This is a genomic window from Corallococcus sp. AB030, from assembly GCF_003668965.1.
GTDB classification, from domain to species: Bacteria; Myxococcota; Myxococcia; order Myxococcales; family Myxococcaceae; genus Corallococcus; species Corallococcus exiguus.
Genome location: NZ_RAWQ01000036.1, coordinates 49265 through 56467, shown reverse-complemented (window position 1 = coordinate 56467; position 7203 = coordinate 49265). Strand labels below are relative to the sequence as shown.

Genomic DNA, 7203 nt, shown 5'->3' with positions numbered 1-7203 from the left:
CTCCCGCCCCGGCCGGTGAACAGGACCCCATTCCGTCGTTGCCGGAGCCTTTCAGCGTGGCGACACTGCCCAGGTTCCGTTCCCTCGCCTGGAGAGTCCGCATGCTCGACGCCCCATCCCGCCCCTCCGCCCGGGAGCTGCTGTCCCTGTCCAGCCTCGCCCCGCTGGTCCCCATGCTGTACGTCGCCTGGACGGACGGCGAGCTGACGGGCGACGAACTCCGCGCCCTGGGCTCCGCCGCCCGCGCCCAGCCCTGGTTGGACCTCAAGTCCAGCTCCGTCCTGGCCCTGTGGGTGGATCCGCTGCGTCCGCCCCCGCCCCGCGAGCTGGCCCTCGTGCGCGAACACATCCGCGCCACCGCGGAGAAGCTGGCCACCAGCCAGCAGCAGAACCTGGCGGAGCTGGGCGTGCAGCTGGCCCAGGCGCTCGCGGGTGAAGCGCCCCTGAGCATCCCGCCCGCGGAGCTGGCCAAGGCCCTGGCCTCCATCGAGGCCACCCTGGGCGTGGACGGCAAGGAGGCGGTGCGCTCGCTGGTGCCCAGGGCGTCGCGCGTCCCGCACGCGGAGCCCCGCTCGCACACGTCGTCCTTCGACCCGGCGGCGATGACGGCCGTGCTGGACCGCACCTACGCGAACGTGCGCCAGCAGGTGCGCGGTTGGCTGGAGGACGCGGACTTCCGCTACAAGGAAGGGCTCGGCACCACCGCCTACCGCGACCAGGTCTTCGACTGGCTCAAGCACCTGGCCAATGACGGCCTGGGACAGCTCGCCTTCCCCAAGGGCCGCGAGGGCGGCGGCGACCTGGGCGCGTTCATCGCCGCGTTCGAGACGATGGCCTTCTTCGACCTGAGCCTCGTCATCAAGGCGGGTGTGCACTTCGGCCTGTTCGGCTCCAGCATCCTGTTCCTGGGCACCAAGCGGCACCATCAGCAGTACCTGCCCCGGGTCGCCTCGCTGGAGCTGCCCGGCTGCTTCGCGATGAGCGAACTGGGCCACGGCTCCAACGTGCGCGACTGCGAGACGGTGGCCCGCTACGACGCGGCCACGAGCGAGTTCGTCATCCACACGCCGTCGGAGACCGCGCGCAAGGAATGGATTGGCAACGCCGCCCGCCACGCGCGCATCGCCACCGTGTTCGCGCAGCTGGAGGTGGATGGCGAGCGGCTGGGCGTGCACGCGCTGCTCGTCCCGCTGCGCGATGAGCACGGCAAGGTGCTGCCGAACATCCGCATCGAGGACTGCGGCGAGAAGATGGGCCTCAACGGCGTGGACAACGGCCGGCTGTGGTTCGACCACGTGCGCGTGCCGCGAGACAACCTGCTCGACCGCTACGGACAGGTGACCGAGGCCGGCGAGTACACCTCCTCCATCACCGGCGACTCCAAGCGCTTCTTCACCATGCTGGGCGCGCTGGTGGCGGGCCGCGTGAGCGTGGCGTGCGCGTCCCTGTCCGCGGCCAAGAGCGCGCTGACCATCGCCGTGCGCTACGGCGACCTGCGCCGCCAGTTCGGCCCCCAGGGCGCTCCTGAAGTCCGCCTGCTGGACCACCAGGTGCACCAGCTGCGGCTGCTGCCGCTCGTCGCCAAGGCGTACGCGGTGGACTTCGCGCTGGAGTACCTGGTGGACCGCTACGTCCACCGCACGGAGGACGACGCGCGCGAAATCGAGGCGCTCGCCGCGGGCCTCAAGGCCTACGCGTCGTGGAACGCCACCGCCACCATCCAGGAGTGCCGCGAGGCATGCGGTGGCCAGGGCTACCTCACCGCGAACCGGTTCGCGTCACTCAAGGCGGACACGGACGTGTTCACGACCTTCGAGGGCGACAACACCGTGCTCATGCAGCTGGTCGCCAAGGGCCTGCTCACGGGCTACCGCCAGCGCTTCGAGGACGACCGCGTCTTCGCGGTGCTGCGCCTCATCGTGGACCAGGCCGCCACGGTGTTCACGGACCGCAACCCCATCGCCGGCCGGCGCACGGACACGGACCACCTGCGCGACAGCGACTTCCAGCTGCGCGCCCTGCGCTTCCGCGAGGAGGCCCTGCTCGCGTCGGTGTCCAAGCGCATCCGCAAGCGCCTCACCGCGGGCGTGGAGGCCTTCGAGGCCTTCAACCAGGTGCAGGCGCACCTGCTGGCCCTGGCGCACGCGAGCGTGGAGCGCATCGTGCTGGAGCAGTTCCTGCGCGGCGTGGCGGACGTGAAGGACGAAGCGCTCAAGCCGGTGCTGGGGCGCATGGCGGACCTCTTCGGCCTGTCCTGCCTGGAGTCCGCCAGCGGCTGGTTCCTGGAGCACGGCTGGCTCACGGCCCCCAAGGCCCAGGCCATCCGCAAGGAGCGCGTGAAGCTGTGCGAGGAGCTGCGGCCGGATGCCGTGGGGCTGGTGGACGCATTCGGGATTCCGGACACCTGCCTGGCGGCGCCCATCGGCCTGGGGCGGCTGGCGCCCGGCGGTGAACGGTTCGACGACACGGCGGCTGACAGCGCCCGTGCGGGCCCGGCAGATTCCCGCGCGTCATGAGGACCTGTGCGTCGTGGGTGGTGTTGGGGCTCGTGGGGCTCACCGGTTGCGCGACGGTGTCCCCGGCGGAACGGGCCCGTCAGATGGGCGAATCCAACAAGGACCGCGCCCGCCTGTTCACCGAGGAGATCTACAACCAGAAGCGCCTGGAGCGCCTCCCGGAGTACATCGCGGCCGACTACGTGGACCGCTCCGAGGGCGCCCCCCAGGACCTCCGCGGCCCGGAGGTGGTGCGCACCCAGGCGGAAGCCGGGTTCACCCTCTTCCCGGACCTGAGGTTCGAACTGCTCCACGTGATGGCGGAGGACGACTGGGTGATGGTGCGCTGGCGCGCGACGGGCACGGACACCCAGGGCCCGCCCACCGCGGACGGCAAGTCCCGCCCGCTCACGTTCCACGGGGACTCGCTGTACCGGCTGCGTGAGGGCCGGCTGGTGGAGTCGTGGGACCTCACGGACCGGCTGGATCCGCTGCTCCAGCGCGGGTTCAAGGTCGTGCCGCCCGAATCCTGAAGCGTCCCGACCCGGGACACGCCAAACGGCCACGGGTCGGGCTCGACGCCGCTGGAGTCAGGAAAAACCGGGGCGTAGCGGGATGTCTCCCCATTGACACCTACGCACCGGACCCATCAGGGTCCGGGGATGAGGATGAACGCGGGACCCATGCGGGCCGCGGACAAGGCCCGACAGAAGGCCTTCCGCACGGCCTTTCCCTCCCACGGCCAGCGGCCGTCCTGGGGCGGCAGGTTGTTGCGCCTGTTCGGATGGGGCCTGCTCCTGCTGGGTGCGTTCCTGCTGGTCGTCGTCATCGACGGCTGGCGTTCGTTCGGCGAGGTGCCGGAAGGAGCGCGGCTGGAGCGGATGAAGCGCTCGCCGCAGTGGCTGGACGGAAGCTTCGAGAACCCGCAGCCCATCCTGAACAACTGGGAGCGGACGCTGTCGGACCTGTTCCACTCGAGCCCGGATAGCTCGCCCCGGATGCCGGTGGTGGTGGACCGCATCGACCCGAAGCGCTTCGCCACGCCGCCCGAGGACGGACTGCGCGTCACCTGGCTGGGGCACTCGTCCACGCTGGTGGAGGTGGACGGGCACCGCGTGCTCACCGACCCCGTGTGGGGCGAGCGCACGTCACCGCTGGGGTGGATTGGCCCGAAGCGCTGGTTCCCCGCGCCCATCGCGCTGAACGAACTGCCGCCCATCGACGCGGTGGTCATCTCCCACGACCACTATGATCACCTGGACTTCGCCACCATCGACGCGATGAAGGACTGGGACACCACGTTCGTGGTGCCGCTGGGCGTGGGCGCGCACCTGGAATACTGGGGCGTGCCGGCCAACCGCATCGTGGAGCTGGACTGGTGGGAGCGCACGAAGGTGAAGGGGCTGGACATCGTGTGCACGCCCGCGCGGCATGCGTCGGGCCGGTTCCTCCAGCAGAACAAGACGCTGTGGGCGGGCTGGGCGCTGGTGGGCTCCAAGCACCGCGTCTACTACTCCGGCGACACGGGCCTGTTCCCCGCCATGGAGGAGATTGGCGCGAAGCTGGGGCCGTTCGATTTGACGATGATTGAAACGGGCCAGTACGGCGCGGGCTGGCCGGACTGGCACCTGGGGCCGGAGCAGGCGGTGCTGGCCCACCGGCTGGTGCAGGGCCGGTTGATGCTGCCGGTGCACTGGGGGCTGGTGACGCTGGCGTACCACGGCTGGACGGAGCCGGTGGAGCGCTCGCTCGCGGCCGCGAAGCACGACGGCGTGGGCATCACCACGCCCCGGCCCGGGCAGGACTTCCTCGCGCTGACGCCGCCGCCCGTGGAGCGCTGGTGGCCCGACCGTCCGTGGAAGACGGCGGAGGAGGCCCCCATCGTGGCCAGCCAGATTCCGCCCAAGCTGCGGGAAGGACACCCGGCGCTGCCGTTGCTCCCGGTGCCCGCGGCCGTGAGTCCGCAAGCCGCGAAGCAGGCGACCCCGAAGACACCAGCAGCGCCGAGCGTGAATCCTCCCGCGCCGCCCGCGGCTCCGCAGGGCGCGAGTCCGACCGCCGCGACTCCGCCAGCCGCTCCGCCGAGCGCGGCTCCACCGTCGCCGGCTCCGCAAGGCGCGGGGACGCAGCCCGCAGTCCCAGCGACGGTGGTCACTCCTGTCCCCAGTCCACAGGGCACGGGAGCCGCGGTCGCGATTCCGCATGAGTGATGTACGGCGGGCCGCGCTGCACGGGGCCTTCAAGGCCACGGGCTACGTCGTGCGCCCGCATCCGCTCGTCGGAGACCGCAAGCACGTGCTGCGCGTGGATGCCTTGCATCCGGAGCTCGACGCCGCGCTCACCGCGCACCGCTTCACCACCTGGGCCTTCCTCACCGCGTGGAACCCGCGCGCGCACGCGCGTCCGCTCCGCACCAACGCGCGCCTCCAGCAACGGCTGCTCGCACTGCTCGAAGCCCGGGGCCACCCGAGCGTGTCCGCCGTGGGCGTGGCGGAGGACCGCCGCTGGTTCGAGGAGAGCCTCTTCGTCCCCGGCCTGTCCCGCGACGAAGCCCTGCGCTTCGGCCGCCTGTTCGACCAGGAGGCCGTGCTCTGGGGCGCGGTGGGCGGCGCCGCGGAGTTGGTGATGTGCCGGGAGCCCGCGCACTCCTGAGCCCGCGACAGGTGTCGGGCAGGTCACATCCGACGGGACGACACGCATTCGGGACCCGTCCCTCACCTCCACGCCACGAGACGATGCCAGGGTCCCCGCGCCTCGCCGGGCCCACCGCCTCCCTGTCCCAGGAGCCGTCTCGATATGCAGCCTTCTGTCCCCCGCACGCGTGATGTCGCGCGTCCCAGCGTCTTCCTCCTCGCCGGCGCTTTCGTCACCGGCCTGCTGCTCGCCTTCCACGGCGGCTGCGGCAACAACGAGTGCACCAACGCCTTCGACTGCCAGGAGCAGAACCCCGCGCCGGAAGGCCAGGGCTGGACCTGCGTGGACCACGTCTGCCAGGCCGTCACCTTCCCGCCCCCGGCCAACAACACCGACGCGGGCACCGGCGACACCGACGCGGGCACCGACGACGGCGGCACCACCGTCGCCGTGAAGATCATCGCCTTCAACGACTTCCACGGGCAGCTGGAGCCCGCGGCCGGCACCGGCGGACAGATTCACCAGGCCCTGCTGGCGGATGGCGGCGTGGACACCACCACCCGAGTGAACGCGGGCGGCGCCGTGTACCTCGGCCGCTACATCGCGGACCTGCGCACGAAGAACCCGAACTCCATCGTGGTGTCCGCGGGTGACCTCATCGGCGCCACGCCGCTGCTCTCCGCGCTCTTCCACGACGAGCCCACCATCGAGGCCATGAACGACATCGGCCTGGACATCAGCGCTGTGGGCAACCACGAGTTCGACGAGGGCGGCACGGAGCTCTTGCGCATGCAGTCCGGCGGCTGCCACCCGGTGGACGGCTGCCAGGACGGCACCGGCTTCACCGGCGCGAAGTTCAAGATCCTCGCGGCCAACGTCGCCACCGGCCCCACCAGCACGCTCCTCCCGCGCTACGACGTGCGCACCTTCGAGGGCGTGAAGGTGGCCTTCATCGGCATGACCCTGGAGGGCACGCCGAACATCGTCACCCCCACGGGCATCCGCGGCCTGGAGTTCAAGGACGAGGTGGAGACGGTCAACGCGCTCGTCCCGGAGCTCAAGGCGCAGGGCGTGAACGCCATGGTCGTCATCGTGCACGAGGGCGGCACGCCCGGCGTCGACTCGCTCTACAACGAGTGCAAGGGCATCACCGGCCCCATCGTGGAGATCGCGTCGAAGCTGGACCCGGCCGTGAGCGTCATCGTCAGCGGCCACACCCACCAGGCCTACAACTGCACGCTGAGCGGCAAGCTCGTCACCAGCGCCGCGTCGGTGGGCCGGCTCGTCACGGACATCGACCTGACGCTGGACGCGGCCACGGGCCAGGTCGTGAAGGCCCAGGCCCAGAACGTCATCGTCACCCGCACGGTGACGCCCGACCCGGAGGTCGCGGAGCTCATCACCCGCTACAAGGGCCTCACCACGCCGCTGGAGAACCGCGTCATCGGCTACATCGACCAGACGCTCATTCGCGGCAACATCCAGCTGGACCCCACCGGTCAGTCCACCATGGGCTTCGTCATCGCGGACGCGCAGCTGGAGGCCACCCAGGGCGCGACCGTGGGCGGCGCCCAGATTGCCTTCATGAACCCGGGTGGCGTGCGCGCGGACCTGCTGCGCGACCCGGCCGACCCCAACGACAAGGGCGCCGTCACCTACGGCGAGGCCTTCACCGTGCAGCCCTTCGGCAACAGCCTGGTCACCCTGACGCTGACCGGCGCGCAGATTGAGCGCCTGATGGAGCAGCAGTTCCAGCTCGCCAGCCCCCGCATCCTCCACCCCTCCGCGGGCTTCACGTATGCGTTCAGCGCGTCCGCGCCCGCGGGCGCCAAAATCGACCCCGCCAGCATCCAGCTCAACGGCGTGGCCATCGACCCGGCCGCCAGCTACCGCGTCACCGTGAACAGCTTCCTCGCCCCCGGCGGCGACGGCTTCACCGTCCTCACGGAGGGCACGAACCCGCTGGGCGGCGCGGTGGACTCGGACGCGCTGGAGGCCTACCTCACCGCGAAGAGCTCGGAGGCCGCGCCGCTCCCGGCCCCGGCGCTCGACCGCGTCACGCGGCTGCCGTAGC

Annotated in this window: 5 protein-coding genes; all 5 read left to right on the top strand. The window is 71.1% G+C overall.

What is annotated here, in order from left to right; translation table 11 throughout:
• Positions 1 to 101: 101 nt before the first annotated feature.
• The 5 genes from D7Y15_RS12140 (at position 102) to D7Y15_RS12120 (ending at position 7202) form a co-directional block, all read left to right on the top strand.
• Positions 102 to 2516: an acyl-CoA dehydrogenase gene (locus D7Y15_RS12140; protein WP_121752651.1), complete on the top strand. Its 2415-nt coding sequence runs from the start codon at positions 102 to 104 to the stop codon at positions 2514 to 2516.
• Positions 2513 to 3028: an ester cyclase gene (locus D7Y15_RS12135; RefSeq protein WP_121752650.1), complete on the top strand. Its 516-nt coding sequence runs from the start codon at positions 2513 to 2515 to the stop codon at positions 3026 to 3028. The genes D7Y15_RS12140 and D7Y15_RS12135 overlap by 4 nt, the downstream gene beginning before the upstream one ends.
• Before the next feature lie 135 nt (positions 3029 to 3163).
• A complete protein-coding gene (locus D7Y15_RS12130) occupies positions 3164 to 4705 on the top strand; it encodes an MBL fold metallo-hydrolase (RefSeq protein ID WP_283243194.1) in 1542 nt (513 codons plus the stop codon).
• Entirely contained in the window at positions 4698 to 5147 is a 450-nt protein-coding gene (locus tag D7Y15_RS12125; RefSeq protein ID WP_121752649.1) for a DUF3293 domain-containing protein, read from the top strand. Before D7Y15_RS12130 ends, D7Y15_RS12125 begins: the two co-directional genes overlap by 8 nt.
• Positions 5148 to 5291: 144 nt before the next feature.
• Positions 5292 to 7202, top strand: coding sequence for a bifunctional UDP-sugar hydrolase/5'-nucleotidase (locus D7Y15_RS12120; RefSeq protein WP_121752648.1), 1911 nt, complete (start codon positions 5292 to 5294; stop codon positions 7200 to 7202).
• Position 7203 lies beyond the last annotated feature (1 nt).